The sequence below is a fragment of the Corallococcus exercitus genome (assembly GCF_003611585.1).
Taxonomy (GTDB): Bacteria; Myxococcota; Myxococcia; order Myxococcales; family Myxococcaceae; genus Corallococcus; species Corallococcus exercitus.
Genome location: NZ_RAVW01000024.1, coordinates 18485 through 44229, shown reverse-complemented (window position 1 = coordinate 44229; position 25745 = coordinate 18485). Strand labels below are relative to the sequence as shown.

The 25745-nt window shown below is 70.9% G+C and carries 24 protein-coding genes; 9 read left to right on the top strand and 15 right to left on the bottom strand.

Going from position 1 to position 25745, the window contains the following annotated elements; translation table 11 throughout:
• Positions 1-258: 258 nt before the first annotated feature.
• The 5 genes from D7W79_RS05365 to D7W79_RS05345 form a co-directional block, all read right to left on the bottom strand.
• Positions 259-1674 carry a sigma 54-interacting transcriptional regulator gene (locus D7W79_RS05365; protein WP_244221608.1) on the bottom strand — a complete coding sequence of 472 codons (1416 nt, stop codon included), beginning with the start codon at positions 1672-1674 and terminating at the stop codon, positions 259-261.
• 90 nt (positions 1675-1764) lie between these two features.
• On the bottom strand, positions 1765-2562 hold the full coding sequence (locus tag D7W79_RS05360; protein WP_120524243.1) for a ZIP family metal transporter: 798 nt from the start codon (positions 2560-2562) through the stop codon (positions 1765-1767).
• Between the two features lie 104 nt (positions 2563-2666).
• The gene (locus D7W79_RS05355) at positions 2667-3671 is read right to left on the bottom strand and encodes a HEAT repeat domain-containing protein (protein WP_120524242.1); all 1005 of its coding nucleotides are present in this window, start codon (positions 3669-3671) and stop codon (positions 2667-2669) included.
• Entirely contained in the window at positions 3671-4837 is a 1167-nt protein-coding gene (locus tag D7W79_RS05350) for a HEAT repeat domain-containing protein (protein ID WP_120524241.1), read from the bottom strand. The genes D7W79_RS05355 and D7W79_RS05350 overlap by 1 nt, the downstream gene beginning before the upstream one ends.
• A 109-nt stretch (positions 4838-4946) precedes the next feature.
• A complete protein-coding gene (locus D7W79_RS05345; protein ID WP_120524240.1) occupies positions 4947-5492 on the bottom strand; it encodes a M23 family metallopeptidase in 546 nt (181 codons plus the stop codon).
• A 277-nt stretch (positions 5493-5769) separates the two neighbouring features.
• Between D7W79_RS05345 and D7W79_RS45655 the strand changes: the two genes are divergently transcribed.
• Entirely contained in the window at positions 5770-7284 is a 1515-nt protein-coding gene (locus D7W79_RS45655; protein ID WP_120524239.1) for a M91 family zinc metallopeptidase, read from the top strand.
• A gap of 3 nt (positions 7285-7287) precedes the next feature.
• Here D7W79_RS45655 and D7W79_RS05335 read toward each other — a convergent pair whose 3' ends face one another.
• The 5 genes from D7W79_RS05335 to D7W79_RS05315 form a co-directional block, all read right to left on the bottom strand.
• Positions 7288-7599: a protealysin inhibitor emfourin gene (locus tag D7W79_RS05335; protein ID WP_120524238.1), complete on the bottom strand. Its 312-nt coding sequence runs from the start codon at positions 7597-7599 to the stop codon at positions 7288-7290.
• A gap of 17 nt (positions 7600-7616) precedes the next feature.
• Positions 7617-8768: a M4 family metallopeptidase gene (locus D7W79_RS05330; protein WP_120524247.1), complete on the bottom strand. Its 1152-nt coding sequence runs from the start codon at positions 8766-8768 to the stop codon at positions 7617-7619.
• A gap of 117 nt (positions 8769-8885) precedes the next feature.
• Positions 8886-9332: an acyl-CoA thioesterase gene (locus D7W79_RS05325; protein WP_208729641.1), complete on the bottom strand. Its 447-nt coding sequence runs from the start codon at positions 9330-9332 to the stop codon at positions 8886-8888.
• Between the two features lie 24 nt (positions 9333-9356).
• Positions 9357-10664, bottom strand: a complete 1308-nt coding sequence (locus D7W79_RS05320) for a hydroxyacid-oxoacid transhydrogenase (protein WP_120524237.1) — start codon at positions 10662-10664, stop codon at positions 9357-9359.
• Between the two features lie 77 nt (positions 10665-10741).
• Positions 10742-12745, bottom strand: coding sequence for a beta propeller repeat protein (locus D7W79_RS05315; protein WP_208729640.1), 2004 nt, complete (start codon positions 12743-12745; stop codon positions 10742-10744).
• Between the two features lie 352 nt (positions 12746-13097).
• Between D7W79_RS05315 and hflX the strand changes: the two genes are divergently transcribed.
• Positions 13098-14792 (top strand): GTPase HflX, encoded by a 1695-nt coding sequence (hflX, locus tag D7W79_RS05310; RefSeq protein WP_120524235.1) that lies wholly within the window; start codon positions 13098-13100, stop codon positions 14790-14792.
• A 14-nt stretch (positions 14793-14806) separates the two neighbouring features.
• On the opposite strand, the gene D7W79_RS05305 is transcribed toward hflX, so the two are convergent.
• Genes D7W79_RS05305 through D7W79_RS05295 form a run of 3 tightly spaced genes read right to left on the bottom strand, consistent with a single transcriptional unit; the run spans position 14807 to position 17861 of the window.
• Positions 14807-15943, bottom strand: coding sequence for an ABC transporter permease (locus D7W79_RS05305; RefSeq protein ID WP_120524234.1), 1137 nt, complete (start codon positions 15941-15943; stop codon positions 14807-14809).
• Positions 15940-16866 carry an ABC transporter ATP-binding protein gene (locus D7W79_RS05300; protein WP_120524233.1) on the bottom strand — a complete coding sequence of 309 codons (927 nt, stop codon included), beginning with the start codon at positions 16864-16866 and terminating at the stop codon, positions 15940-15942. Before D7W79_RS05300 ends, D7W79_RS05305 begins: the two co-directional genes overlap by 4 nt.
• On the bottom strand, positions 16863-17861 hold the full coding sequence (locus D7W79_RS05295) for an HlyD family secretion protein (protein ID WP_120524232.1): 999 nt from the start codon (positions 17859-17861) through the stop codon (positions 16863-16865). The genes D7W79_RS05300 and D7W79_RS05295 overlap by 4 nt, the downstream gene beginning before the upstream one ends.
• Before the next feature lie 330 nt (positions 17862-18191).
• On the opposite strand from D7W79_RS05295, the gene D7W79_RS05290 reads away from it, so the two are divergent.
• The 5 genes from D7W79_RS05290 to D7W79_RS05270 all read left to right on the top strand — a co-directional run bounded on the left by D7W79_RS05290 (position 18192) and on the right by D7W79_RS05270 (position 22702).
• The gene (locus tag D7W79_RS05290; protein WP_147441806.1) at positions 18192-19541 is read left to right on the top strand and encodes a sensor histidine kinase; all 1350 of its coding nucleotides are present in this window, start codon (positions 18192-18194) and stop codon (positions 19539-19541) included.
• Positions 19538-20902 (top strand): sigma-54-dependent transcriptional regulator, encoded by a 1365-nt coding sequence (locus tag D7W79_RS05285; protein WP_120524230.1) that lies wholly within the window; start codon positions 19538-19540, stop codon positions 20900-20902. The genes D7W79_RS05290 and D7W79_RS05285 overlap by 4 nt, the downstream gene beginning before the upstream one ends.
• Before the next feature lie 164 nt (positions 20903-21066).
• Positions 21067-21510 (top strand): putative immunity protein, encoded by a 444-nt coding sequence (locus D7W79_RS05280; RefSeq protein WP_120524229.1) that lies wholly within the window; start codon positions 21067-21069, stop codon positions 21508-21510.
• Between the two features lie 103 nt (positions 21511-21613).
• Entirely contained in the window at positions 21614-22477 is an 864-nt protein-coding gene (locus D7W79_RS05275) for a hypothetical protein (protein WP_120524228.1), read from the top strand.
• 27 nt (positions 22478-22504) lie between these two features.
• Positions 22505-22702 (top strand): hypothetical protein, encoded by a 198-nt coding sequence (locus tag D7W79_RS05270; RefSeq protein ID WP_120524227.1) that lies wholly within the window; start codon positions 22505-22507, stop codon positions 22700-22702.
• Between the two features lie 45 nt (positions 22703-22747).
• On the opposite strand, the gene D7W79_RS05265 is transcribed toward D7W79_RS05270, so the two are convergent.
• Positions 22748-23398, bottom strand: coding sequence for a hypothetical protein (locus D7W79_RS05265; protein WP_244221607.1), 651 nt, complete (start codon positions 23396-23398; stop codon positions 22748-22750).
• 11 nt (positions 23399-23409) lie between these two features.
• The gene (gene aac(3), locus D7W79_RS05260) at positions 23410-24210 is read right to left on the bottom strand and encodes an aminoglycoside 3-N-acetyltransferase (protein ID WP_120524225.1); all 801 of its coding nucleotides are present in this window, start codon (positions 24208-24210) and stop codon (positions 23410-23412) included.
• A 179-nt stretch (positions 24211-24389) separates the two neighbouring features.
• Between aac(3) and D7W79_RS05255 the strand changes: the two genes are divergently transcribed.
• Both D7W79_RS05255 and D7W79_RS45650 read left to right on the top strand, forming a co-directional pair.
• Positions 24390-25538, top strand: coding sequence for a right-handed parallel beta-helix repeat-containing protein (locus D7W79_RS05255; RefSeq protein WP_147441805.1), 1149 nt, complete (start codon positions 24390-24392; stop codon positions 25536-25538).
• 27 nt (positions 25539-25565) lie between these two features.
• Positions 25566-25691, top strand: a complete 126-nt coding sequence (locus D7W79_RS45650; RefSeq protein WP_272491389.1) for a hypothetical protein — start codon at positions 25566-25568, stop codon at positions 25689-25691.
• Positions 25692-25745 lie beyond the last annotated feature (54 nt).

Here is a 25745-nt window from a genome sequence, read left to right as displayed (position 1 = left end):
GGGGAAGGGGGCCTGCTCCACCTGCCCGGCTGGGTGCGCGACGACGGGGAGGGCTCCACGGCCGTCGTCACCGGCCCGGCGCTGCGGGGACTGGAGATGGACTTCGCCGCCAGCCTCCTGCCGGACGCGCCGGAGCGCTGGCGGCTCTCCGCCAGACGGTAGGGAGGGCGGGTGCCGGGCGCGGTCCTGGGCAACTGGTCCGACTGTCGGACCAGTTGGGCCGCTTCGCCTCCGGCAGGGGGCTACCTCATGGCCCCCTCACGGCTTGATGCCGTGCCTGCGCAGGAGCCGGTAGAAGTGCACGCGGTCCATGCCCGCGGTGATGGCGGCCTGGGCCACCTTGCCCTGGTGTTTCTCCAGCAGCGCGCGCAGGTAGCGCCGCTCGAAGTCGTCCACCACGCGCCGGCGCTGCTCCGCGTACGGCCGCGACAGGTCCACCTCCAGCGGGCTGCCCTCCGGACGCGAGTCCTCCTCCGCCAGCGGTAGCGCGTCCTCGAACACCAGGCAGCGCTCCAGGTGGTTGCGCAGCTCGCGCACGTTGCCGGGCCACGCCGCGTGCCGCAGGCGCGACAGGAACTCCTGCGTGCGCAGCGCGCCCGTGCGCTCCGGGTCGGCGCCCAGCGACTCCAGGATGCCCGACACCAGCAGGGGCAGGTCCTCCGGGCGCTGACGCAGGGACGGCATCGCGATCTTCAGCACCGCGAGCCGGAAGAACAGGTCGGAGCGGAAGCGGCCCGCGTTCACCTCCGCGCGCAGGTCGCGGTGCGTGGCCGCGATGAGCCGCACGTCCACCGGCTGGTGCGTGTTGCTGCCCACCCGGCGGATCTCCCGGTTCTCCAGCACGCGCAACAGCTTGGGCTGCAGCTCCGGAGGCAGCTCGCCAATCTCGTCCAGGAAGACGGTGCCGCCGTCGGCCTCCTCGAAGACGCCCGCGCGCCGGCTCACAGCGCCGGTGAAGGAGCCCTTCTCGTGGCCGAACAGCTCGCTCTCCAGGATGTGCGGGGGGATGGCGCCGCAGTCCACCACCAGGAACGCCGCGTCCTTGCGCCGGCTGGCCTGGTGGATGGCGAGCGCCGCCTGGCTCTTGCCCGTGCCCGTCTCTCCCTCCAGCAGCACCGTGACGTCGCGCGCGGAGGCCCGCTCCATCATCGCGAAGCAGCCGCGCATGGCCACGGACGTGCCCACCAGCGTGCCGAAGCGCGTCAACTCCGACAGGGGCAGCCGGTTGCTCTCCGCGCTGAAGTCGAACCGCAGCACCACGCGGCCCAGCCGCAGCAGGCTGCCGCTGCGCAGGATGCCCTCCACCACCTGCACGCCGTCCACGATGACGCCGTTGAGGCTGTCCAGGTCCTTCACCTGCGGGCCCTTGGGCCCGATTCGCACCTCGCAGTGGAAGCGCGACACGGTGGAGTCCTCCACCGCGAAGTCGTTGAGCGGGTGCGAGCCCACCGAACAGGTGTCCGCCGTGGACTCCCACACCGTGCCCGCGCCCGGGCCCTCCACCACGGACAGGCGGAAGCGCCGCACCGTGGGCAGGTCCCCCGGACGGCGGGCCTGCTCATAGGGCAGCGTCACATGGAGCGCGGCTTCCGCCCCCTCTTCGTCCGGGCGGGCGCCCTTGTCCTTCGACTCCCCGGGGGGCCCGTCGATGCGGGTTCGATCCGACACAGACATGCGCTCGAAACTACCACGTCCGGGCCACCCGGGGCGGGGCAGCCGGGTGTCCACCAGGACACAGACGTGGCTCGCGCCCAGGGCAGCGCGTCAGCTCAGCGTCACGTCCAGGAACATCATCAGCACGAAGCCCACCATCAGCCCGGCAGTGGCCTCCTTCGCGTACTCCTGGCGGTGGCTCTCGGGGATCATCTCGTCGCTGACGACGTACAGCATGGACCCGCCCGCGAACGCGAGCGCCCAGGGCAGCACGCCCGACGCGAACGACGTGGCGAAGAAGCCCACCAGCGCGGCCACCCCCTCCACCAGCCCCGTGTAGAGCGCCACCAGCACCGCCTGCTTGCGGCTGTAGGCCACGCCCATCAGCGCCAGCGCGACGACGAAGCCCTCCGGGATGTCCTGCAACCCGATGCCCACGAGGATGGGCACCGCGATGGTCATGGAGCGGCTGCCCACGCCGGTGCCCACCGCCAGCCCCTCCGGGAAGTTGTGCAGCGCGATGGCCAGCACGAACAGCCAGATGCGCTTCAAGTTCACGGCCTCCGCGTTGCCCTCCTGGCCCTTGATGAAGTGCTCATGCGGGATGAAGCGGTTGCACAGGTGCAGGAAGAGGCCGCCCACCAGCATGCTGCCGCCCACCACCACCGCCGGAAAGAAGCGCGACGGGGTGCGCTCCTCCACCAGGTGGATGGCGGGCACGATGAGTGAGAAGGCCGTGGCCGCGAGCATCACGCCCGCGCTGAAGCCCATCAGCACGTCCTTGGAGCGCTGGGAGATGCTGCGCGCGGCCAGGGCGGGCAGGGCGCCCAGGCTGGTGGAGAGGACGGTGACGGCGCTGCCAACGAGCGCCAGGGCGAGGGTGGACGAGCCGAAACCGCTGTCGGACATGGCCCTCCCAACCTGTCGCACTCCCTGGCGCCCGGCCACCTTTTCGGCGGTGGCCGGACGCGGGGATGCCCGCCATGGAACAGGACGTCCCGGCGGGCACGCACTCAGGGCGACAGGCGCTGCTTCTCCCGCAGGATGAGGTGCCACTCCTGGAGGTTGCGCTTCAGCGCGGACAGCCACGCGTCGATCTCCGGATCCAGGCGCGGATCCACGCCGCGCAGGGACTCCAGGAGCGGCCGTGCGCCGGACTGCCCCAGCCGCGCCAGCCCCTCCAGCGCGGACTTGCGCACCGCCAGGTCGCTGTCGCTCTTGTACAGCGACGTGAGCGACCGGCGCGCGCCCGCGGACTCGGAGCCCGGCACGCCGCCCAGCGCCTTCGCCGCCGCCGCGCGCAGGCCCGCGTCCTCCGAGCGCAGCTGCTGGGTGAGCTTGCGCACCGCCTCCGGGCTCGCGGCCTCCATGGAGACCTCGCCGAGCAGCCGCTTCGCCACCGCCGGGTCATCCGAGGCCGCCGCGACCTTCACCGCCGCCTCCGCCAGCTCCGGGTTGTGGCCGAAGTAGATGCCGGCGCTCTCCGTCACCAGGTTCTCCACCACCGCCTGGCGCACCTCCGGCGCGCTGTCGCGCACCAGCTGCTCGTAGGTGACGACGTCGCCGTTCTTCGCCATGAACTCCACCGACGGCGAGCCCTGGAGCGCGCGCACCGCCGCGGCGCGCAGGCCCGGATCCACGTCCTGGCTCGCGCGGGAGAGCAGCGGCTGGAGCAGCTCCGGCTTCTGCGCGTTGCTCGCCTTGGTGGCCAGCGCCGCGCCCACGGCCTCCAGCACGGCGGGGTCGCGCTCCTGGCTCACCGCCCGGCCCAGGGCCTCCGGCGGCAGGGCGATGGCGGCCTCCTTCAAACGCAGCCGCGCGTACTTCCGGTACGCGGGCGAGCCCGTCTTCATGGCGACGCGCACCTCGTCCAGCATGCCCTCCACCGTGCAGGCCGTCTGCGTGGGAGCGGCGACGGGCGCGCCCTGCGCCAGGGCCAGCCCCGGCAGGAGCGACAGCCAGAGCGACAGCCGGAGCGACAGCCGGAGCCCAGGGGCCTTGTTCATTCGCGAGCCCATCAGTGCGGCGCTCCTTCCTCGACCACGCAGTCGTGGTGTTCCTTCTTGCCCAGCCAGATGCGCGCGAAGTCCGTCGTGCCGGTGGCGTACAGCGCCTTGAAGTCCAGGTAGTCCTGCCGCAGGCGCGGGTCCTTGCGCGCGAACTCCTCCACCAGGGGCAGCGCGTCCGCGCCGGCCGCGCGCACCGCGAAGCGCAGGAAGGCCCATCTCACGCACAGGTCGTGCTCACCGTCGAAGGCGGCGCGGTAGGCGGCCAGGGCCTTCTGCGGATCCTCGGTGACGGCGAGCCGGAAGGCGGCCATCTCGCGCACGTCGCGCTCCTTGTCGGTGCGCATCACCTTCGCCAGCGTGTCGATGGAGTCCGAGTCCAGCAGCGGGTCGGAGTACGACGGCATCTCCAGCGCGAGCAGCCGCACGGCCGTGTCGTCCGACGTGGTGCCGATGTCCAGCAGGTCCTTCCAGTACGGCGCATACGTGCCGGTGCGCTCGTAGTCCTCCTTCATCACCCGGCCCAGCGTGCGCGTGGCCACCCACGCGGCGGAGTCCGCCGAGTCATCCAGCGCGATGGCCTTGAGCCGGCCCCGCGTCTCCGGCGTGAAGCGGTGCTGCGTCTCCAGCGCGTCCAGCGCGGAGGCCCGGTCCGGCGTGGCCAGCGACTTGTCCTCCGCCACCGCGACCAACTTCTCCGTGACGCGCGGGTGGCGCACGGCGGGCGCGGCCTTGAGGGCCTCCAGGTAGATGGCCGGCTCCGGCGGCGCGGCCTTCACCGCCCACTCCACCAGTTGCAGCGCGCGGTCCGGATCATTCCCCACCAGCTCCGTCAGGCGCTCCTGGAGATAGGCCACCAGCGCGGTGTCGCGCGCCTGGATGGCGGCGGACACGGCGGCGTGCAGCGAGTCCAGCGTCGCGGAGCGGTCCAGCGCGGCCAGCCCGTCCCAGCACCCGGGCATGGGAATCTCCTCGCGCGGTCCGGCGCGCGCGGCGGGCGGAGGGGCCGTGGCGGCGGCGGTGTGGGTGGCGGCGCCAGGCGCGGAAGGAATCGCCGCGACGGACGGCGGAGGACCGGCGTCATCAGGCCCGGCCGAACCCCGCCACCACACGACGCCCAGGGCGACGAGGAGGACGAGGCCGGCGAGCACGACCTTGAAGAGGGGACGGGAGGTCATGTCGAAGGGAAGCTCACGCGGGAGGAGAAGGACGGGCGCGGGCGCGCCAGCCGTCGGGGACGTGAAGCCGGGCAGGGGACGTGCTGCCCCCGCCCGGCGGACACGCGGACTACAGCGTGGGAACGCCCAGCCGGTTGTTGCAGTAGGCGTTGGTGCCGCACGTGGTGCCGACGCTGGTGTACCAGGCCGACTTGCGCGTGCCGTACTGCCGGTTGTCCGAGTGCGAGTGCGGGCCGGTGGCGCTGCCCGTGCCGCCCACGAGCCCCAGCGCGCAGCGGTCGCACGTCTTCGTGCCGGAGCTGACGTTGGCGTAGAAGTGCAGCTGGCGGAAGTCCCAGCCGTTCGCGCCGGACACCACGTAGTAGTTGCCCGCGCCGCCGTTGCAGGTGGAGCCGTAGCAGGCCGCCGCGCAGCCGCCGTAGTAGTAATAGTAGTAGTTGCCCACCAGCATGCCGCGGTGGTTCCACTCGCCGCAGGAACTGTTGCCCACGTCGAGCGCCGTGTGGCTGCTCCCGGTGCAGTTGTAATAGGTGGTCGAGTTCACGTAGGCCGCCGTGTCGCAGATGGGGCCGTTCGCCGTGGCCGCCGTTCCCGGACTGGCCCACGCCGCGGCGGCCAGCGCCACCCCGGCGGACAGCAACGTCTTCAGCTTCATGCGGTGCTCCCTCCCGTCATCCGCCCTCCGTATCCCCGCGAATGGGGGGTGGGCGGTGAAGCCGTAATACATGAAATAACCGTCTTGATCTCGAAATTCGAGAATTGAGAAGTACAACGATTCCAGGGACTTCCGTGCCGCGCCGTGTCGTTCTGGGCCGGGCGACGCAACTGGCGGCAAACGTTCACGACAATCTGGAATGTCGGCGTTCGTCCGACCCTGGCGCCCCGTCGCCGGGACCTCTGGCCGGGTGTCCCCGTCACCTGGGAGTAGCGACATGACCACGATTGGAAAGCCCGGCTCGCGCAGCACGTCCCCTGTGTCCTCGCAGCCGGCGAAGACGCCCGCGGCGCCCGCGAAGCCCAACGCGGTGAAGGCCGCCGTCTCGCAGCGCATGTCGGACGGCTTCGACGCGGGGCCTCGCACGGCGGCGCGGCCCCAGGTGCTGAAGGAGGTCCGCACCACCGAGACGGCGCTGAAGAAGGACGGCGGCGGCATCCTGGGCGACATCGGTTCGGCCCTGGGTTCGGCCATCAGCAAGATCGGACAGAGCGTGGCGAAGGCGCTCGCGCCGCAGGTGAGCACGAACGCGCAGGGCCGCACGGTGGTGGACCTGGGCGCGGGCAACAACACCGCCACGGTGTCGCAGAACAAGGACGGCGGGCTCACCATCAAGTCCGGCAGCGACACGGTGACGCTCACCGCGGAGCAGGCCAAGGGCGCCATCATCAACGGCGGTGACGGCAACGACTCCATCACCGTGGACGCGAGCGTCACGCAGGACCTCACGCTGGACGGCGGCGCGGGCGACGACAAGCTCACCGGTGGCAAGGGCAACGACACGCTCGTCGGCGGCGCGGGCAACGACACCGTCATCGGTGGCGAGGGCAAGGACACGCTGCAGGGCCAGGACGGCGACGACTACCTGGAGGGCGGCGCGGGCGATGACCGCATCCTGGGCGGCGAGGGCCGCGACGTGCTCTACGGCCTGGACGGCAACGACTACGTGTCCGGAGGCAACGGCCGCGACTACATCGACGGTGGCGCGGGCAATGACCGGGCCTACGGCGGCGCGGGCGATGATCAGGTCATCGGCGGGCGCGGCGACGACACGCTGAGCGGCGGCACGGGCAACGACGCGGTGGCGGGCGGCGCGGGCAAGGACAAGGTGACGGGCGGCACGGGCACCGACAAGCTCTACGTCGAGGAGAACGAGACCACCGCGGACGCTGCCGCGGGCGAGCGCGAGATCGTCGACATGACGGACGCGGACCAGCGCGGCCGCTCGGTGACGGTGTCGGGCAGCGCGGACTTCCAGGCGCGCGTGCAGTCGGACCTGGACGCGATGCGCTCGCTGCCTTCGGGCCAGGAACTGCTGCGCACGCTGGACGACAGCGGCCACACGACGACCATCCAGCAGACGGCCCAGGGCAACTCCGCGTCCGCCCAGAACAAGGACGACGCCTGGCTCAACGCGGACGGCACGAAGAACAAGGGCACCAACGGCACGGTGAACTACAACACCACGCGCATCTCGCTGGGCACCGAGGACTGGCAGAACCGCCCGCCCGTCGTCGGCCTGTTCCACGAGCTGGTGCACGCCTCGGACTACGCCAACGGCACGCTGGCGCAGGGTGCGAAGGACGGCGTGAACAACCGCGAGACGTCCGCGGTGGGCCTGCCCATCGACCTGGACCAGAACCCCGCCACGCCGGACGTGGTGCAGGGCGGACGCCCCGGGGAGAACGTCCTCCGCGACGACCTGAACCTGCCCACCCGTCCGCACTACTAGGCGCTACCCCCGCGCGGCCTTCTGGATGAGCTCCAGCAGGGAGCGCAGGTGAGGCTCCTTCACCGGCTCCACCATCTGGACCGAGTGCCGCCGCCCACCGTCATCCTCGATGGTGACGGTGTAGCGCGTCCGGTCCGCCCCCGCCGTGGGCCCTCCGCCCACGGTGGCCGGCTGTTCGAAGAAGCGCGCCTCCCGCACCTCCCGCTGGAGTGCCTCCGCCGTGGCGGGAGGCAGTGCCGCCAGGTCCACGGTGCGGGGCCTGGCGAGACCCGGGAAGAAGGCGATGCCTCCCTCCCGCTTGAGTTCGATTCGCATTCCGTCGACCCCAGGGCCTAGTGCTTGCGCTGCACCGGCTGAGTGGCCTGCTTCGGCAGCTGCGGAGTCCAGGCCGGCGCGCCCGCCCGCTCCTTGGAGACCTTGATGCCCACCTGGTTCCAGGCGTCGCGCACGATCTGCTCCTCGTCGCCGCTGCCGTAGAGCCGGACGGCTGCCGTCACGGTGAGCCGGGCGAAGGAGAGGAACGAGGCGTTGGGCTTCAGCCGGGAGTCGCGCAGCGTCTCCAGCCAGATGAGGCCCGCCTTCTCCCACGCGTAGCCCTTCAGGTTGATGGCCGCGAGGCAGAAGGCCTTGTTGGGGATGCCGGAGTTGATGTGCACGCCGCCGTTGTCCTCCCACGTGCTCACGAAGTCCTTCATCAGGGCCGGCTGCGGATCCTTGCCGAGCACCGGATCATCGAACGCGGTGCCGGGGTCCTTCATGGAGCGCAGGGCCTTGCCCTGGACCTTGTCCGTCAGGAGCCCCGCGCCGATGAGCCAGTCGGCCTGGTCCGCCGTCTGGTTCAACAGGCGCTGCTTCACGATCGAGCCGAAGCAGTCCGACATGTGCTCGTTGAGCGCGCCCGCCTGGGAGAAGTAGGCAAGAGGGCCCTCGTGCTCCGTCACGCCGTGGGTCAGCTCGTGCCCGATGACGTCCACCGAGATGGTGAAGCGGTTGAAGAGGTCGCCGTCGCCGTCGCCGAACACCATGCGCTCGCCGTCCCAGAAGGCGTTGTCGTAGCCGCTGCCATAGTGGACGTGCCCGTTGAGGGGCATGCCGTTGCCGTCAATGGAGTTGCGGCCGTAGACATCCCAGTAGAGGTCGTAGGTCGCGCCCAGGCCGACGTAGGCCTCGTCGACCGCCGCGTTGCCGGTGTCGTTCGCTCCCTCGCCGCGGACCTCCACTCCCGGAAGGGCCTCGGAGTTCTTCACGTCGTAGATGGTGCGGCGCTTCTGGCTCTCCACGATCATGGGGCCCGGGATGAGGCGCTTCGCCGCCTGGGGCGCGCCGCTGGAGGACAGGCGGATGGCGCGCAGGGTGTTATCGATGGAGAGCGTCCGCAGGGCCTGCGCGCGCTGCTGCGGCGAGCCGTTCTGGGCAATGTGCCGGTGGATGTACGGCGGCAGGACGCAGTGGTGGGAATGCCAGATTCGAGTGTTGCAACACATCATCCATCTCCTTCTGTGGGGGTACACGAAGACGATGGTGATGACGGCAAGCCGGATTCGGGACACGGGACGGCAGGGGCTCCCCGGTCGCCAGGGAGCCCTTGCGGCACCTCGCGCTCAGGCCTGCTCGCGTGGCGTCACGACCAGCCTCTTCAGCGCTTCGCGCAGCCGGTCAGGCATGGCCACGGCCCTTCGCGTCTGCCGGTCCACGAAGACGTGCACGAAGTGGCCATGCGCCGCCGCCTGCTCGTCGCCCTCCTTGAAGATGGCGATGCCGTAGGTGACCGAGCGGTTGCCCAGCGTGTCCACGCGCAGGCCCGCCCTCAGGCGGTCCGGATACGCGAGCGGCGCGCGGTAGGCGCACTTCGACTCCACCACCAACCCGATGACCGCGCTGGTGTGGATGTCCAGGCCGCCCTCGTGGATGAGGTAGTGGTTCGCGACGGTGTCGAAGTAGCTGTAGTACGTGACGTTGTTGATGTGGCCGTACACGTCGTTGTCCATCCACCGCGTGGTGATGGGCAGGAAGTAGCGGTAGCGGTCGGCCGTCTCTGCGTCGGGCACGGGAGGGTCCTCGTCGGGTTCGGGTTACCAGTAGCGCAGCGCCTGGCGGAACAGCTCCGTGAGGACGGGGCGGGTCATCTCCCGGGGCGCGTTCTGGAGCAGGCGCTGCTGCGGGAATGCGCCCTCCGTGAGCGCGTCCACGTCCGCGCCCGTGTAGCCTACGCCCTCCAGGCCGTTGGGCACGCCCACCGCGCGCATCAACTGGACGACGCGGCCCGCGAGCACCTCGCCCGCGTCCCCGCTGCCCGCGCCGCGCACGTCCGCGCCCAGGAAGCCCGCGGCCTCCAGGTGGCGCTCCGGGTTGGCGGCGGCCGTGTAGCGGAACACCGCAGGGGCGTTGACGATGACGGCCAGGCCGTGCGGCACCAGCGGCTCGTCCTGGGGATAGCCGGACGGGCGGAAGTCGCGCACCCGCCCCGCCACCGCGTAGGCCATGCCATGCGGCGCATGCACGCCCGCGTTGCCGAACGCGATGCCCGCGAGCGTGGCCGCCCACATGAGCTGCTCCCGGGCCTCCGTGTCCCGTGCGTCCTTCACGCCGCGCTCCAGGTACAGGCCCATCAGGCGCAGGGCCTCGCGGCAGCCCAGGTCGCTCCACGGGTTGGCGCCCTGGCTCATCGGCCGGAGGCTCGGGCGCGCGGGGGCGGGACGGTGGACGAAGGGCCGCGCCGTATAGGACTCCAGCGCGTGCGACAGCACGTCCAGCCCGCTGGCCGCGACGACCTCCCCGGGCAGGGTCGCGGTGCAGTCCGGGTCGATGAGCGCCTCGGTGGGCCGCAGCGCCGGTGACGCAATGCCCGTCTTCGCGGACAGCGACAGCAGGTCGAAGATGGTGATGCCCGTCACCTCGCTGCCCGTCCCGGACGTGGTGGGGCACGCGATGTGCGGCTTGAGGGGCCCGGGAACCGCACGTCCCTCCCCCACCGGCGCGTTCACGTAGGCGAGGAAGTCCGCCGGATGCGTGGCGTAGAGGTTCGCCGCCTTGCAGGTGTCGATGACGGAGCCGCCGCCCAGCGACACGTAGCCGTCCGGCCGGGCCTCGGTGGCGAAGCGCGCCGCCTCCAGGAAGGACTGGTCCGTGGGCTCGACGTGCACGTCCGTGAAGACGACGACGTCCAGCCCGGCGGCGAGCAGCGACTGGCGCACCTTCGCGAAGTGCGGCAGCCCCGCCACGCGCGCGTCGGAGAACAGCGCCACCCGCTTCATCCCGAGCGCCCGAGCCCGGTCGCCCACCTCCAAGAGACAGCCCGGGCCGAAGGTGATGCGGGAGGTGTCCACCGTGAAGGCGCTGTCGCAGCCTTCCTTCACGGCGGGGTAGTGACAGCAGCCCATGCGCGCTCCTTGGCGGACGTGTCCCGCCCCAATCTACAGGGCGGGAGCGCGCCGGAGGTCGCGGTGAACGGCGGGTGTCAGGGTCTGTGCAGGACCGCCGTGTCCCCCACCATCCACAGCTCCGAGGACGACGGCGCCCACACGCCCCGGAGGACGCGGCGGGTGCCGGTGGTCTCCGCGGTCCACTTGCCGCCGTCGAAGCGCAGCAGCGTGCCGTTGTCCCCCACCGCCCAGACCTCGGTGGCGGAGCGCCCCATCAGGCCGTTGAGCTGGGACGAGGTACCACTGGCGACAGGAAGCCAGAGGGCCCCGTTGTAGCGCAGCAGCGTGCCCCCCGCGCCCGCGGCCCAGACGTCGTTCGGGCCGCTGCCCCATACGGCCTTCAGGGACACGGTGACGCCGGAGTCCAGGGCGGTCCAGGCGGCGCCGTCCCAGCGCATGATGGTGCCGGCGTCGCCCACCGCGATGGCCAGCGAGGCGCCCTGCACCCAGACGGCGTTGAGCGTCGCGCTGGCCCCCGTGGGCATCCGCGTCCAGGTGGCGCCATCGGAGTGGATCGCTTCGCCGGACTCACCCACCGCCCAGAGGTCCGTCGCCGACGCGCCGTGGATGGCGTACAGCTTCGGCGTATCCGACTTGAACTCCTCGTTGAAGCGGGTCCCGTCGAACCGGAGGATGCGGCGGAAGAACGACGTCGTCACCCAGACCGCCGTCGGAGAGGCCGCGTACACGCCCGACACATTGTCGGTGGTGAAGGAAGCCAGCGAAGGCTCGATCCAGCCGCCGCCGTTCCAGTGCAGCACGCGGCCCGAGTCCCCTACGGCCCACATGTCCGACGGCCCCGTGCCATGGATGGCCCGCGCCGCGCTCAGCATGCGCAGCGGCGCCCTGGAGCTCCACGCCTGCCCGGTCCACTTCTGCACCTGCCCGCCCGGGCCAAAGGACCACACGTCGTCAGGCCCGCTGCCGGTGATGGCCCCCACGGCGTCCTCGTCCGTGTCCGTCCACTTCGTGCCGTTGTAGACGTAGCCGAAGTCCTCTCCGCCGGTCAGCACCAGCGACGGCGACGCGGCGTACACGGAGAACAGCTGATCCGACGAGCGCAGCGACTGCTCGACGCCTGCGGGCGTGGTGTGGAACACCTGGCCGAAGTCGTCGCAGAAGATGCAGGGGTCATCCGAGGCCACGGTCCAGACGTCGTTCGGGCCGGTGCCCGTCACGTCGTGGAAGTCGATGTCCGTCGTGCCCGCGTCGATGCTGGAGACGGTGTTGCCGTCGTACCGGCGCAGCGTGCCGGACTGCCCCACCATCCAGACATCCGAAGGCCCGCTGCCCCACACGCCGTTGAGGTCCTTCGTCGAGGCCACGTCCACGCCCTGGAAACCGCTGCCCCGGTCGCGCCGCACGGTGCCGCCCGCGCCCACGGCCCAGACGTCGCTCGGGCCGGAGGCCCACACGGACCGCAGGTCGCGCGTCGTCCCGGAACTCACGGGGGAGAAGGCCCCGCCCGTCGTGGAGTGGAGCACGGTGCCGCCCGCGCCCACCGTCCACACGTCCGTCGGGGAGAGGGCGTGCACGTCGCGCAGCGACGTCAGCGTCCCGCTGGCCACGCGCGTCCACCGCGTTCCATCCCAGTGCTGGATGAAGCCGTCCTCGCCCACCGCCCACCCATCATCGGGAGCGCGGAAGTGCGCGCCCAGGAAGCTGTAGCCATGGGGCAGCGGATACTCCCAGCACCAGCCGTCGCTGCACTCGCGGGCGGCGGCGGGGATGCCGCAGGTCTGCTGCACGCCACGCCCCCCACACACCTCCGGCGCCGTGCAGACCCCACAGCTGATGGTGCCACCGCAGCCATCCGGTTCGACGCCACACTCCACGCCGGGGCTGCACTCCGTCTTCTGCGCGGTGCAGCCACAGACATTCTCCTGGCCGCCTCCACCACAGGAGGAGGGCGCCGAGCAGGTGCCGCACTCGAGCGGCTTGCCACAGCCATCCGTCGCCTCACCGCAGTTGAAGCCCTGCGACTCGCACGTCCGGGGAACGCAGTCCTCGTCGCCACAGCCGGCGGCGAGCGTCGTCATGAACAGGAGCACGGGTGGGAGGACCACCCTCCCCCACCGATGGAGGCTTGAACGCGGCGCATCCTGCCGGCGCGAAGTCCGCACCGCACCTGCCGCGAAGGAGTTGTCACGGGACATGGGCATCTCCAGACCGGACGCGGGAGTGAACCCCGCGAAACCACGTGGGGCGTGGCTCCGGTGCGCAAGGAGATTGCAATCAGCGGTCCGTTTGGATCGCCGCACCCCCACGAATGCTCCAGAGGACCGCATGTTGACGCGGCCCGCCGGGATGACGCGGCGGGCTGCGAGCGGGTGCTTAGCGTGAACGGAAGACCCTGGAGCACCGGCTCCCGACGACAGGAAGGCCCCCACGATGCCCGCCATCCATGGAAACACCCAAGGGCTCAAGCCCAGCCAGCTCCAGCGCCTGGAGGCGACCTGGGGCCTGCACGTGCGGCCCCAGGAGGTCGTGAGCCCCCAGCTCGCCGGGCATCTGTGCGCGCTCAGCCAGGAGACGGGCCGTCAGGTGGGCGTGCTCATCGACCGGCGCGGAGGAATCGAAGCCGTCATGGTCGGCGACGCGACCCGGCTGGAGCTTCCCGACGTGGGCCGCATGCGCGCGGGAGACACGCGGCTTCGCGGGCTGCGCCTCGTGCACACGCACCTGAAGGACGAACCGCTCACGCCCGACGACATCACCGACCTCGCACTGCTCCGGTTGGACCTCGTCTGCGCCATCGAGACGCGCCCGGACGGCCAGCCGGGCAAGGTCTACCTGGGCCACCTGGACCCTGAATCCGCTGGCCCCCGGGAGCGCTTCTGGAAGACGCGGAAGGCCCCGGACGTCCATGCGCTCGACGTCGACCCCGTGGCCCTGGCCGAGGAACTGGAGGAGGCCTTCGGCCATGCCATCGCGGGCCAGGAGGTCATCACGCAGGGGCGGGCCCTGCTCGTCGGAGTGGCCCTGGAGGGCCGCGCCGCCGCGGAGGCGTCCATGGCCGAGCTGCGGGAGCTGGCGCGGACGGCGGGCATCGAGGTGCTCGACGTCGCCTTCCAGGCGCGCAGCCAGCTCGACCCGCGGTTCGTCGTGGGCCGGGGGAAGCTGGAGGAGCTGAACCTGCGGGCGATGCAGCGGTTCGCGGACATGATCATCTTCGACCACGACCTGACGCCCGCGCAGGCCCGGCACATCTCCGACCACACGTCGCTGAAGGTGCTGGACCGCACGCAGCTCATCCTGGACATCTTCGCGCAGCACGCGCACAGCGCCGAAGGCCGGCTCCAGGTGGAGCTGGCCCAGCTGCGCTACCGGCTGCCCCGGCTCGCGCAGCGGGACGAAGGGCTCTCCCGGCTCATGGGCGGCATCGGCGGGCGGGGGCCCGGTGAGACGAAGCTGGAGATCGACCGACGCCGGGTGCGCGACCGCATCTCACTGCTGGAGAAGCGCATTGATGCGGTGGGTGCGGGCCGGCAGGTGCGCCGTCAGCGTCGCGTGCGGCACGACGTGCCCATCATCTCCATCGTCGGGTACACGAACGCGGGCAAGTCCACGCTGCTCAACCACCTGACGGACTCGGACGTGGTGGTGGAGGACAAGCTCTTCGCCACGCTCGACCCCAGCAGCCGCCGGCTGCGCTTCCCGCGCGACCGCGAGGTCATCATCACCGACACCGTGGGCTTCATCCGCGCGCTGCCGCGCACCCTGGTGAATGCCTTCCGCGCCACGCTGGAGGAGCTGGCGGACGCGGACCTGCTGCTGCACGTGGTGGACGCGTCGGACCCGGCGTACCGGCTGCAGATGGAGGCCGTGGAGAAGATCCTCCAGGACCTGGGCTTGCAGGACACGCCGCGCCTGCTCGTGTTCAACAAGAGCGACCTGCTGGAAGGCGGCGTGGAGGGCGTCATGTCGACCCTGGAGGCCCATGCGAACGAAGGCGTCCCCATCAGCGCGCGCACGGGCGAAGGGCTCACGGAGCTTTTGCTGCGCACGGAGGAGCTGCTCTGGCACGAGGGCAAGTCGCTCACCGCCAGCGGACGCTCGTTCCAGGAGGAACCCCTCCCCTACTGAGGGAAGGGGGCTCCTCAATCCAGGGTGGTGCGCGAACGCGCGAGCGCCGCGCCCGCCACCGCGAGCACGAACAGCCCCAGCGCCAAGAGGTCATTGCCCATGTCCGCGAGCACCTGCTCCTTGAGCAGCGCGCCCCGGACGATGCGCAGGAAGTGGGTGACGGGGATGATTTCGCCCAGGACCCGCGCCCACGGCGGCAGCCCCAGGAAGGGGAAGGCGAAGCCGGAGAGGAAGATGGACGGCAGCATGTAGAACATGGACATCTGCATCGCCTGCAACTGGCTGCGCGCCACGGTGGAGATGAGGTAGCCCAGCGACAGGTTGCCCACGATGAACAGCACGATGCCGCACGCCAATGCCAGCCATCCGGCGGCCGTGCGTGCCATGGGCACCGAGAACAACCCCCGCGCCATGACCAGCACGACGACGGTCTGGATCAGCCCCACGACGACGTACGGCGTGAGCTTTCCCACCATGATCTCCACCGGGGTGGCGGGCGTGGACAGCAGCGTCTCCATGGTGCCGCGCTCGCGCTCGCGGGTGACGGCCATGGCGGTCATCATCACCAGCGTCATGGACAGGATGATGCCCAGGAGCCCCGGCACGATGTTGAACGGCGAGCGGCTCTCCGGGTTGTAGCGCCGGTGCACCACCACCTCGAACGGCGGCGCGGTGGACCGGGGCATGCCCAGTCCCACCCGTTCGTTGCGCAGCGCCTCCGTGGGCAGCACGCTCACCGCGGCCAGCGCGCCCGCGGCGGCCTGCGGGTCGGAGGCGTCCGCCTCCGCCAGGATTTGAGCGCGCTCCCCCTTGAGCACCCGCCGGGTGAAGTCCGGGGGGATGGTGATGCCCAGCAGCACCTGGCCCCGGCGGATGAGCTGGTCCAGCTCTTCGTCGGAGCGCGGCAGGTAGCGCACGTCCACGTAGCCGGTGCGCTCCAGCGCTGAGACGACGGAGTTCGCCAGGGTGCTGGTGTCGTGGGACAGCACCGCGGCGGGCAGGTGCCGGGGGTCCATGTTGATGGCGTAGCCGAAGATGAGCAGCTGCATCACCGGCATGACGAGGATCATCGCGTACGTGATGCGGTCGCGCCGCAGCTGCGTGAACTCCTTGAGCAGCACGGCCAGGATGCGCGGCAGGGAGCCCCTCATGACGTGTACCGTTCGTCGCGCTCACGACCCATGAGCTGGATGAAGACGTCCTCCAGGGAGGGCGGCACCTCGCTCCACCGGAAGGGCTCCTTGCGCCAGGGGGCGAGCGCGGCCTCCAGGGCTTCGCGCTTCACCCCGCTGACGTGCACGGCGGCGCCGAACGCTGAGGCGCTGAGCACGCCGTCCGCCTGGGCCAGCAGGTGCGCCGCGCGGTCGATGCCCGGCCCTTCCCCCAGGAACGTCACCAGCCCCGAGTCACGGATGATCGAGTCCGCGGTGCCTCGGGCGATGAGGCGGCCATACAGGATGTAGCCGATGTCATGGCACCGCTCGGCTTCGTCCATGTAGTGCGTGGACACCAGCACCGTGAGGCCTCCCGCGGCGAGCGTATGGATTTCATCCCAGAACTCGCGGCGGGCCTTGGGGTCCACGCCCGCGGTGGGTTCGTCCAAAAGCAGCAGCCGGGGCTCGTGCAGCGTCGCTGCGGCCAGGGCCAGGCGCTGCTTCCAGCCACCGGAGAGCGCGCCCGCGAGCTGCCGGCGCCGGTCGAAGAGGCCCAGCCGGTGGAGCGTGTCCTCCACGCGCTCGCGCCGCTGCTCCAACCCGTGGACGCGCGCGACGAAGGCCAGGTTCTCCTCCAGCGTCATGTCCTCGTAGAGGGAGAACTTCTGCGTCATGTAGCCCGTCTGGCGCTTGATGGCGTCGCCCCGGGCGCGGAAGTCCAGGCCCAGCACGGTGCCCTCGCCGCTGTCGGGCGTGAGCAGGCCGCACAACAGCCGCAGCGTCGTCGTCTTGCCGGAGCCGTTGGGGCCCAGGAAGCCGGTGATGCGCCCGGTGTCCACGGCGATGGAGACGTCCCGCACGACGTGCCGGTCGCCAAAGGACTTGTTGAGCCCGCGCACGTCGATGGCCCGCTCGTTCATCGGTCGGCCTCCACCGATGCCTGCTTCAGCGGCGTCACGTCGATGGGCTGTCCTGGCAGCAGCCGCGTGGGCGCGGAGGGCACGGCCTCCACCAGGAACACCAGCTTCTGCCGCGTCTCCAGGCTGTAGATGATGGGCGGCGTGTATTCAGGGCGCGAGGCGACGTAGTCCACGCGCGCCGTCATCCCGGTGTCGCAGCCGTCGCAGGCGATGTTCACGGCGGTGCCCGGCGGAAAGGACGCCACCCGCCCCTGCGGCACGTAGAAGCGCACCTTGAGCTTCGCGTCCGGGATGATGCTGACGACGGGGGCGTTGGGCACGGCCCACTCGCCCGGCTGGAAGAGGACGTCCTCCACGCGGCCCACGACAGGCGACACGGGCGCCAGCTCCACGACCTGCTGCTGCGCGGCGGTGACGCCCGCGCGTCCGCTGGTGAGCTGGGCGCGGACGACCTCCAGCTGCGCCCCCGCCGCCGCCACGTCCGTGCGGGCCGCGTCGCGCTGGGCGTGGGCGCGGGTCGCGGTGGCGCGCAGCAGGTCCAACTGCTGGGGCGTCACGGCGCCCTCCATCGCCTTCTGGACGGCGACGAGGCGGGCCAGATCCGCGTCCGCGCGCTCCACTTCCGCCTGCGCGGCGGCGAGCGAGGCACGGGCGCGGGCCACGTCCGATTGCCGCGCGAGGAGCTGGGCTTCAATCTGCCCCACCTGCGCCCGCGCCTGGTCGGCCCGTGCCACCAGCGACGTGGGCTCCATGCGGAACAGCGGCGTGCCTGGCTCCACGCGCTGCCCGCGCACCACCGCGACGGACGCCACCATGCCGGCCACCGGGGAGGACAGGTAGACGTTGTCGCTGACGACGTAGCCGGTGAAGCGCGGCGGCGGTTCCGGGACCGGCCGCCGCAGCCAGAGGATGCCGCTGGCGATGACGGCGACCAGGATGGCCCCCGCGACGATGCCTCGCTTCGAGTGTTTCGACTTCCTGCCCGGTCCCGACACCCCAGCCTCCTGGCGCGGCCCATGCCGCGAATGAAGCGCCCCCGGAACGCGGCGGCTCCACGCTACGCCTGCCCGTTCCAGGGAGTCCGCGTCCGGCGCACGGGGCCGTCCTGGCCCTGTGTCCTGGCGTCACCTTGAGCACCGGACGTGCCAGCACTGAACGCCAGGGGAGCCCCCGGGGGCAGGGCCCTGCCCTGTTCGGATTTCCGACGCGGGCGCCGGGCCGCCGAACAAGAAGGGGGCGAAGCGGGAGCGGCGCCAGGGCACACGGGCTGGGGCATCCGCCTTGCTTGGGCATAGGGTAGCGCCCACGGTCCAGGAGGACGCGCCTTGCATTCCCTACCCCAGCCCACGGCCGCCGGAGTCGAGCAGGTCCAGCGCGAGGCGTTCTCGCGGATGTTCCGGCAGGTGACGAAGGTGCTGCTGTTCCTGAGCCCCCTCCCGGTGGTGATGGGGTCGCTGGGGCTCATCGGCGACACGGCGGAGTGGCGCCGGTGGTGCGTGGCGTTGGCGTTGGGGCTGGTGCTGGTGGGGTTGGGGGTCGCCCGGTCATGGCGGCGGCAGCCGGTGTTGTCACACGAGCAGGGCACGGCCTTGCCGCTGGTGGCGTTCCCCCTGTTCACGGTGGTGAACCTGTCGCTGGGAGGACTGGAGAGCCCGCTCATTCCCCTGGTGCTGCCGGTGGCCTTCGCCACGGCGATCCTCTTTCCACCGGCCAGGGCTCGCAGGTGGGCGGGCTACCTGCTCGCGCTGGTGGGCGTGCAGGCGGCGGTGACCTTCACGGGTGTGGTGGGGGACCTGGTGCCCGCGCTCTTTGGAGGAGGACAGCGCGCGGGGCACAGCAACGCACTGCTCGTGACGATGCTCGTGGTGACGACGTTCCTGGTGGTCTGGGCGAACTTCATCGGCACGACGATGCGGCACACGTTCCGGGGCATGGTGCGCACGGCGCTGGACGCGCGGGATGAAGCCCTGAAGGCCCACGAGGAGCGGGTGCGCTCGCTCACCACGCTGTCGGGAGAGATTGCCCACGAGCTGAAGAACCCGCTGGCGAGCGTGAAGGGATTGGCCGCGATGATCGCCCGCGAGGTGGAGGGCCGGCCCGCGGAGCGGCTGGCGGTGCTGCGCCGGGAGGTGGACCGGATGCAGGAGATCCTCGAAGGGTTCCTCAACTTCTCCCGGCCGCTGCTCCCGCTCAATGAAGCGCACGTGCCATTGGACGGCCTGTGCCGGCAGGTGGTGGAGCTGCACGAGGGCATGGCGGGAGAGCGGGGCGTGGCGCTGAGAGTCACCGAGGGGCCACCCGCGGAAGCGTGGTGCGACGCGCGCAAGGTGCGGCAGGTGCTGATCGATGTCGTGCAGAACGCGCTGGACGCCGCGCCCAGGGGAACCACGGTGGAGCTCCAGTCCTGGGCGCTGCCGGGAGGCGGGGGCCGCGTGGAGGTGCGCGACCGGGGCCCCGGGCTCGCGGAAGAAGTGAGGGAGCGTGTCTTCGAGCCGGGCATCACCACGAAGCCGCATGGCTCCGGACTGGGACTCGCGCTGTCGCGAGCGCTGATGCGACAACATGGCGGAGAGCTGAGCCTGCGCGCACGCGACGGCGGAGGCTGCGTGGCGGAGCTGCTCCTTCCGGCCGCGTCCCCGATGGTCGAAGCGCCGCGAAAGGAGGCCCTGTCGTGAAGGCGCGCGTGCTGGTGGCGGATGACGACGCGGGTGTGCGCTACACGCTGCGTGGCCTGCTGGAGGACGACGGACTCACCGTCGAAGAGGCCGTGGATGGAGAGGCCGCGCTGGCTCGCCTGGACACGGAGCCGCCCGTGGACCTGGTGCTCAGCGACCTGCGCATGCCGCGTGTGGATGGCATGGAACTCCTGCGCCGCGTCGCCGCGCGTCCGCATGCGCCCCGCGTCATCCTCATCACCGCGCATGGCTCCGAACGTCATGCCGTGGAGGCCATGAAGCTCGGCGCGCTGGACTACTTCCGCAAGCCGTTCGACGTGGACGACGTGCTGGCCGTGGTGCGCCGCGCGCTCGGAATGGTCCAGCTGGAGGCGGAGAACGAACGGCTGTCCGGCGAAGTGAACCTGCTGCGCTCGCTGGTCTTCGTGTCGCCGTCCATGGCCCGCCTGGCCCTGCTCATCCAGCGCGTGGGCCCCCGCGACGTCACCGTGCTCATCACCGGCGAGAGCGGCACCGGCAAGGAGCGCGTCGCCGAGGCCCTGGTGCGCGCCTCTCCGCGCGCGGACAAGCCCTACGTGCGCTTCAACTGCGCCGCCCTCACGCCGGAGCTCGCGGAGGCGGAGCTCTTCGGCCATGCGCGGGGCGCGTTCACCGGCGCCGTGCGCGCCCGTCCGGGCCTCTTCCGCGAGGCCTCCGGAGGCACCCTGCTCCTGGACGAAGTGGGAGAGCTCGCCCTGCCCCTCCAGGCAAAGCTCCTGCGCGTCCTCCAGGAGGGCGAAGTGCGGCCCGTGGGCGAGGACCGCTCCTTCCCCGTGGATGTCCGCGTGCTGGCCGCTACCCACCGCGACCTGCCCCAGCGCGTGGCCGAGGGCCGCTTCCGCGAGGACCTCTACTACCGCCTCAAGGTCGTGACGCTCCAGGTGCCCCCGCTGCGAAGCCGCCCGGAAGACATCGCCGCGCTCGCGAAGCACTTCCTCGCCCGCCACACCGAGCGCTTCCGCATGCCGCCGGTGCAACTGACGCCCACCCTCCTGGAGCGCCTCACGGCCTACCCCTGGCCCGGCAACGTGCGCGAGCTGGAGAACGCCCTGGAGAGCGCCGTGGTGCTGTCCCCTGACGGCACGCTGGACCTGGAGCTGCTGCCCGGCGGTGGCCCCAGCACGCCCCAGGTCCCATCCACCGGCGCCACGCTGCGCGAGAAGCTGGATGCGCACGAGCGGGAGCTCATCCTCGCCGCGCTCGCGGCGTCCAAGGGTCAGCGCACGGAAGCCGCGAAGGCGCTGGGCATCGGCCGCGCCACGCTGCACGACAAGCTTCGCAAACACAGTCTCCTGAACGAAGACGAAGAACCGGAGCGCTGAAGGCTCACGTCTCCGGTGCCACGGGCCCGCCAGGGTTCGTGGCTGGAAACATCGGAAGTCCCTTCCCGGACGCATGGCGCGGATGCGTCAGCGCCCGCATTGACCTGTCCGCCTGGAATGACAGAGAACACGAGAGGTGGGTGACGCAGGAAGGAGCGGGGGGCATGAAGCTCGACAGGTCCGACCACGAGTCCCTGGCCCGCTGGGCCGCCGACTGCGCCGAGCACGTGCTCCCCTTCTTCGAAGAGAAGTTCCCGGAGGACCTCCGTCCCCGCCGTGCCATTGAAGCCGCGCGAGCCTGGGCACAAGGAGCACTGGCCATGAGCGAGGCACGCGCCGCCGCCTTCGCCGCGCACGCCGCCGCCCGCGACGCCACCGCGCACGCCTCCGCCTGCGCCGCGGCCCGTGCAGCGGGACATGCCGCCGCCACCGCCCACGTCACGACCCACGCGCCGCACGCCGCCACCTACGCGGCGACCGCCGCGGCCCACGGCGCGGCCGAAGCCACCGACGTCGCGGAAGCCACCGCCCGCGAGCGCGCCTGGCAGCGGCAACAGCTCCCGGAGCCCCTCCACGCGCTGGCGTTTCCGGCGCGAACCAATCCCTGAGCGCACTGCGCGTACGCGACGCAATCCGGCCATGCCAAATGGCGGGCAATGCCATGGCCTCGCCATTTGACAAAGCAGGTAAAATAAGATTTCCATTTTTATCATGAACTTCCAAAAAGCAGTGATGTGCACCGTGGTGCTGAGCTCCGTCGCCTGTGGCGGCGAGGTGCTTGAGGGGGAGGACCTGGCCACCACGCGGCAGGCGGCCTTCTCCGGCGTGAACGGGACGGTGTGCGAGGAGAGCCCGTACAACTGCAAGCTGCGGCCCTCCGGCGGCAACCGCGTGGAGACCAACGACACGACCGACGATGATTCATGGGGCATCACCACGGGCGTGCCCATCCGCGACGGCAACGGCACCATCATGGGCACGTCCACCCGGACGCGCTCCCTCTTCAACTACGGCCAGACGCGCACCTTCGCGGGTGAGCTGCACGCGTTCGCGACGTCGACGTCCAACTCCAGCTCCGGCTGGCTGCCCATGTCCGCCATCCTGGGGCGCACCTCCTTCGAGGAGAAGGTCGGCCACGTCTCCGCGCTGAGCTCCGGGCTGAGCAAGATGGCGTGCTACGCCGTGCGCAACTCGCACGACCCGGCGCTCGAAGTGAAGAAGGTGGTCTACGACACGACGTCGTCCAACGAGCGCGCGGGTGACTACCTGCCGCTCGTGCGCGCCAACGGCCTGCGCTCGGCGAACCTCACCTTCAACGTGCCGGGCTTCGGCCTGGGCGGCGTGGCAGTGGACCACTTCCCCGCGGGCACGAAGTTCCAGCGCCTGGACGTGCCGACGAACTCGGGCGCGCCCTCCATCGACATCCCGCTCTGGGTGCAGGACAGCGCGGGGCGCTACCGCCAGCAGTCGGGAACCATGAAGTTCATCTATGGCTATGTCATCGCCGCCACCGGCACCCGCCGCAACGGCTGGATGGCCTATGACGCGCTCGAGGTCAGCTCCGGCTGCCCCTGAGCCCCCTGTCGCACCGGGGCGACGACCTTGCAGACCGTGCCGTTCACCGCGAGCACGTCCGCGTTCTACACGCTGACCCTCACCGTCAGCGGCACCTCCATCCAGGGCTTCGTGGACGGTGTGCTCCGCGTGCAGGGAACGGACACGAGCCTGACCGCGGGCAAGGTCGGCTTCTACGCCACGGGCGTGGCGACCTACGACGACGTGCGCGTCACCAGCCCGTAGAAGGCAGCCAAAGGGGCCCGCGTTCCAGGACGCGGGCCCCGCCCCTCAGCGGGCCTTCTTCGCGAGGGAGCTGACGACGAACCGGCCATCGACGTAGTCGACCGTGCCCAGCTTCTTCCCATACACGCCGGCCGGCTCGTCCACGTTCGCCTTGATGGTGATGACGCGGCCCTTGCGCGGCAGGGCGAGGGTGACGATGGAGCCCGCCCAGTCCTTGAGGGTCTGCTCGCTCAGGCCCTTCTTCGCGTTCGCCTTGAGGAGCCCCGCGTCCGCGTAGAGCTGGATGGCGTCCGCGTCGGAGAGCTGCAGGGCCGTGTTGTCGGCCTTCAGCCCTTCCGCGTCGCACTTGAAGACCGCCGTGTGGCTCACGGACGCACCCGACGACACCACCACCAGGTGGTAGCCGTTCGGGTTCTTGAACAGCGCGGCCTCGTAGGTCTCGATGAGGTCCGGGCTCTCCACCAGCGCGTAGCCATTCGGCACGTCGCGCACCTTCAGGGACTCCGCGATGAACTGGGGCGTGATGGGCTCGCCGGAGTCCCGGGCGACGTCCAGCGTCCCGCCGTCCTTGTAGCGTTCGAACAGGTGGCGGAGCGCGACTTCGATGTTCGTGGTCGCGCACCCGGGCTTCGCGGGCGCGGCTTCGGGGGTGGCTGAGGTCAGGGCCAGGATGAGGGCGGTCTTCAAGAGAATCACGGCGGCTCCTTTCAGCGGGGGGACTCCTCCAACCATGCGACGCCACGTCGTACCAACCGGCGCGCATCAAAGAGATGGGATGGTGCCTGGGCAACCGTTCCGGAGCGGCCGATTCCCTCCGTGAGGCATTGCTCTCCAATGAGCGTGAAGGGGTCCACACTGGACGCGCGCAGGGCGTCGGTTACCGGCTCGCTGGTGTCGAACTCCTCGAAGTCCACCCAGCGCCGCTCGCCGTTGACGAGGAGCGGCCGCTGGTAGCGGACCACGCGCTTGCCTGGGAGGTCCGCCAAGTGCTCCGCGTGGTGCAGCAGCGTGAGCTTCTCCAGCGGAGCTCCGAGCATCAGCACCTTGCCCCCGGCCTCCACCAGCCGGGCCAGCGGCGAGCCGGGGCCGTAGCCATAGCGGAAGGGATGGCCCGCGCAGAGCCACTCCGCCCGCGCGCCGATGGCGACCATGCCCGCGTCCGGATGGTCGCTGCGGACCGCGCCCGGCCACGTCCGCAGCGTCTCCGCGAGGATGCCGTGGTCGCGGCTGGCCCGCGCGGTGCGCTTGTCGAAGGTGGGGATCTCCTCCCGGAGGCGCGGGTCCTCGAAGTCCTCCGGCTCCACGCCCATCTCCCAGTCCAGGTACGCCATGAGCGTGCCCCGGGGGCCCACCGCGTCGAGCAGCGCCTGCACCACGGTGTTCACCCCGCCCAGGACGGGCCCCAGGCTCCGCAGGCCGGCATGGACCATCACGAGGTCTCCCGCATCCAGGCCCAGCCGCCGCAGCGCCTCCCTCAGGTCGGTCCGGGTGGCGGGTGCCCTCGTCATGGTGCTCCGTCCTTTCTGTCGCAGCGGACCGGAGGATAGCAACAGCCCTGCCCCTGGGGACGCCAGGACTGTCTCCCCCACGCAGGCGCCTGACACCGCTGGGCGGACTGGGGGGCGTGAAGCGGTGTGAGCAGCCTCCTCGCGCGGGGGCGGAAGGCCTCCAGCCAGGGGGAAGCACCATGCAACGGATTCGAGGTGGGGTCGTGACGTGGCCCCTGGCGTTGTTGCTCCTCGCGGGCACCACCGCGAAGGCCAGTCCCCAGGGGGAAGGGGAAGCCAGCGAGGCGCGTGCCGTCCGGTGCGGGGAGGTGCTGACCCGGAACACGCGGCTCACGCGCGACCTCTCTTGCCCGGGCACGCCAGACCCCGCGATCCGGATCGCCGCCCCGGGCGTCGTGCTCGACCTGGGGGGCCACACCGTGCGCCGCTCCGGGCCCGCGACCGAGGACTCCATGGGCATCGTGGCCGAGGAAGGGAGCACCGTGCGCAACGGCACGGTCCGTGGGTTCAACTCGGGCTACGTGTTCGACAGCGGGCCGGTGTGGCTGCACCAGGTCGCGCTGCTCGACAACCAGACCGCCATCTACCACCGCCAGGGCTACGCACGGATCCTCCTCACGGACTCCCGCATGGAGGGGAACGCCGTCGGGATGAGCAGTGAGTTCGACGCGGCCAATGGCGTCGTCGAGGTGCGGGGATCGCGGTTCACCGGAAACGGGACCGTGCTGTTCGTGGATGACCACGAGGTCAGCGTGTCCGGTTCGACCTTCACGTCGAACGCGAACGTCCTGTACTGCTTCTACGGCCGTGTCCGCTTCAGGTCGAGCACGCTCGCCTGGAACACCTCCGTGGCCGACCTGGCCTGGAACAACAGCGGCTTCGACAACTGCTGGGAGCTGGTGTTCGACAACACCGTCATCGCGAACAACACCGCGTTCGGGACGCCCGAGCATCCCAACTGGGAGCCGTTCGACTTCCAGCTGCGCAACTCGTGGGTGATGAACAACGGCGGCGGCCTGAACGTCGCGACCCGCACGGTCGACATCCGCGGCAATGTCTGGCGGGACAACGCGGGAGGACTGACCCTGGCCGACCTGCCGGAGTTCGAGCCCCCGCCGCTCGTCGGCGCCGTCCGCAACAACCGCTTCCTGTCGAATGACGGCGACGGCCTGCGCGTCCTCCCGGTCAGCACCCCCACCCTCGCCAACAACGTCTGCCAGGGCAACACGGGTTGGGGCATCTACGCGCCCACGGCCATTGACGGCGGAGGCAACGCCGCACGTGGCAACGGCACGGGCGGCTGTGTAGGGGTCGTCTGCGCCCCGTAAGGCGAGGAAGCGAACCGCGTCGTCGAGATGGCGGTGCCCAGCGCCTGCACCGACGCGTGCGACGCGAAGTACTACCAGTGCTACTTCGGTGGCGGCGACCCGTACTACTGCAACAGCTATCGCGCGTTCTGCATCTCGCAGTGCCCTCCCTGACAGCGCGCCACGCTGAAGGACTGGCACCGCCGGGCCCCGCGAAGCGACCGCTCA

Coding starts and splice junctions, on each gene's coding strand:
- D7W79_RS05365 (WP_244221608.1), bottom strand. CDS start 1,674: ATGTCTGTGTCGGATCGAACCCGCATCGACGGGCCCCCCGGGGAGTCG.
- D7W79_RS05360 (WP_120524243.1), bottom strand. CDS start 2,562: ATGTCCGACAGCGGTTTCGGCTCGTCCACCCTCGCCCTGGCGCTCGTT.
- D7W79_RS05355 (WP_120524242.1), bottom strand. CDS start 3,671: ATGGGCTCGCGAATGAACAAGGCCCCTGGGCTCCGGCTGTCGCTCCGG.
- D7W79_RS05350 (WP_120524241.1), bottom strand. CDS start 4,837: ATGACCTCCCGTCCCCTCTTCAAGGTCGTGCTCGCCGGCCTCGTCCTC.
- D7W79_RS05345 (WP_120524240.1), bottom strand. CDS start 5,492: ATGAAGCTGAAGACGTTGCTGTCCGCCGGGGTGGCGCTGGCCGCCGCG.
- D7W79_RS45655 (WP_120524239.1), top strand. CDS start 5,770: ATGACCACGATTGGAAAGCCCGGCTCGCGCAGCACGTCCCCTGTGTCC.
- D7W79_RS05335 (WP_120524238.1), bottom strand. CDS start 7,599: ATGCGAATCGAACTCAAGCGGGAGGGAGGCATCGCCTTCTTCCCGGGT.
- D7W79_RS05330 (WP_120524247.1), bottom strand. CDS start 8,768: ATGTGTTGCAACACTCGAATCTGGCATTCCCACCACTGCGTCCTGCCG.
- D7W79_RS05320 (WP_120524237.1), bottom strand. CDS start 10,664: ATGGGCTGCTGTCACTACCCCGCCGTGAAGGAAGGCTGCGACAGCGCC.
- D7W79_RS05315 (WP_208729640.1), bottom strand. CDS start 12,745: ATGACGACGCTCGCCGCCGGCTGTGGCGACGAGGACTGCGTTCCCCGG.
- hflX (WP_120524235.1), top strand. CDS start 13,098: ATGCCCGCCATCCATGGAAACACCCAAGGGCTCAAGCCCAGCCAGCTC.
- D7W79_RS05305 (WP_120524234.1), bottom strand. CDS start 15,943: ATGAGGGGCTCCCTGCCGCGCATCCTGGCCGTGCTGCTCAAGGAGTTC.
- D7W79_RS05300 (WP_120524233.1), bottom strand. CDS start 16,866: ATGAACGAGCGGGCCATCGACGTGCGCGGGCTCAACAAGTCCTTTGGC.
- D7W79_RS05280 (WP_120524229.1), top strand. CDS start 21,067: ATGAAGCTCGACAGGTCCGACCACGAGTCCCTGGCCCGCTGGGCCGCC.
- D7W79_RS05275 (WP_120524228.1), top strand. CDS start 21,614: ATGAACTTCCAAAAAGCAGTGATGTGCACCGTGGTGCTGAGCTCCGTC.
- D7W79_RS05255 (WP_147441805.1), top strand. CDS start 24,390: ATGCAACGGATTCGAGGTGGGGTCGTGACGTGGCCCCTGGCGTTGTTG.
- D7W79_RS45650 (WP_272491389.1), top strand. CDS start 25,566: ATGGCGGTGCCCAGCGCCTGCACCGACGCGTGCGACGCGAAGTACTAC.